The 1,679-nt window shown below is 48.8% G+C and carries 1 rRNA gene; it reads right to left on the bottom strand.

The features are described 5' to 3' along the window. Positions 1-1,448 (bottom strand): 16S ribosomal RNA (locus JMX91_RS13140); the annotation flags it as partial. Positions 1,449-1,679: the final 231 nt, after the last annotated feature.

The following is a 1,679-nucleotide window of genomic DNA, read 5'->3' as shown; positions in this document are numbered from 1 at the left end:
AAGGTTAAGCTATCCACTTCTGGTGCAATCAACTCCCATGGTGTGACGGGCGGTGTGTACAAGGCCCGGGAACGTATTCACCGCGGCATTCTGATCCGCGATTACTAGCGATTCCTACTTCATGGAGTCGAGTTGCAGACTCCAATCTGGACTACGATAGGCTTTTTGAGATTCGCATCACATCGCTGTGTAGCTGCCCTCTGTACCTACCATTGTAGCACGTGTGTAGCCCTGGTCGTAAGGGCCATGATGACTTGACGTCGTCCCCGCCTTCCTCCAGTTTGTCACTGGCAGTATCCTTAGAGTTCCCGGCTTAACCCGCTGGTAACTAAGGACAAGGGTTGCGCTCGTTGCGGGACTTAACCCAACATCTCACGACACGAGCTGACGACAGCCATGCAGCACCTGTATTCTAATTCCCGAAGGCACTCCCGCATCTCTGCAGGATTCTAGATATGTCAAGACCAGGTAAGGTTCTTCGCGTTGCATCGAATTAAACCACATGCTCCACCGCTTGTGCGGGCCCCCGTCAATTCATTTGAGTTTTAACCTTGCGGCCGTACTCCCCAGGCGGTCTACTTATTGCGTTAGCTGCGTCACTAAGTCCTCAAGGGACCCAACGACTAGTAGACATCGTTTACGGCGTGGACTACCAGGGTATCTAATCCTGTTTGCTACCCACGCTTTCGAGCCTCAGTGTCAGTATGATGCCAGGAAGCTGCCTTCGCCATCGGTATTCCTTCAGATCTCTACGCATTTCACCGCTACACCTGAAATTCTACTTCCCTCTCACCTACTCTAGCCTAACAGTTTCAGATGCAGTTCCCAGGTTAAGCCCGGGGATTTCACATCTGACTTATCAAGCCACCTACGCTCGCTTTACGCCCAGTAATTCCGATTAACGCTTGCACCCTCTGTATTACCGCGGCTGCTGGCACAGAGTTAGCCGGTGCTTATTCTGCAGCTAATGTCATCGTCTCCGGGTATTAACCGAAGAGTCTTCTTCACTGCTTAAAGTGCTTTACAACCAAAAGGCCTTCTTCACACACGCGGCATGGCTGGATCAGGGTTTCCCCCATTGTCCAATATTCCCCACTGCTGCCTCCCGTAGGAGTCCGGGCCGTGTCTCAGTCCCGGTGTGGCTGATCATCCTCTCAGACCAGCTACAGATCGTCGCCATGGTAGGCCTTTACCCCACCATCTAGCTAATCCGACTTAGGCTCATCTAATAGCGAGAGCAGTAAACTGCCCCCTTTCTCCCGTAGGTCGTATGCGGTATTAATACGAGTTTCCCCGTGCTATCCCCCACTACTAGGTAGATTCCTAAGTATTACTCACCCGTCCGCCGCTCGACGCCTGGTAGCAAGCTACCATCGTTTCCGCTCGACTTGCATGTGTTAAGCCTGCCGCCAGCGTTCAATCTGAGCCATGATCAAACTCTTCAGTTTAATCTTGCTATGAAGCTCTTTAAAGAAGCTTCTAAACTTGGCTCATTTAATCTGGCAAAATCGCTAAAAATTATGTTCGTAATGAATTAACTTTGAGTCTTTCTGCTGTCTTAAATGATAATTTTTATAGTTAATAATCTTTCCGAAAAGAAAAGATAGTCAACTTTATTTTTTAGCATTCTGAATCAGCAAAAATCCACACAAGTTGTTCTTTAGTTATGCTTTTAAATA

It is taken from the genome of Psychrobacter sp. Pi2-1, assembly GCF_904846645.1.
In the GTDB taxonomy this organism is placed as follows: Bacteria; Pseudomonadota; Gammaproteobacteria; order Pseudomonadales; family Moraxellaceae; genus Psychrobacter.
The sequence above is the reverse complement of the archived record's forward strand: the minus strand, read 5'-3'. Positions and strand labels throughout refer to the sequence as shown.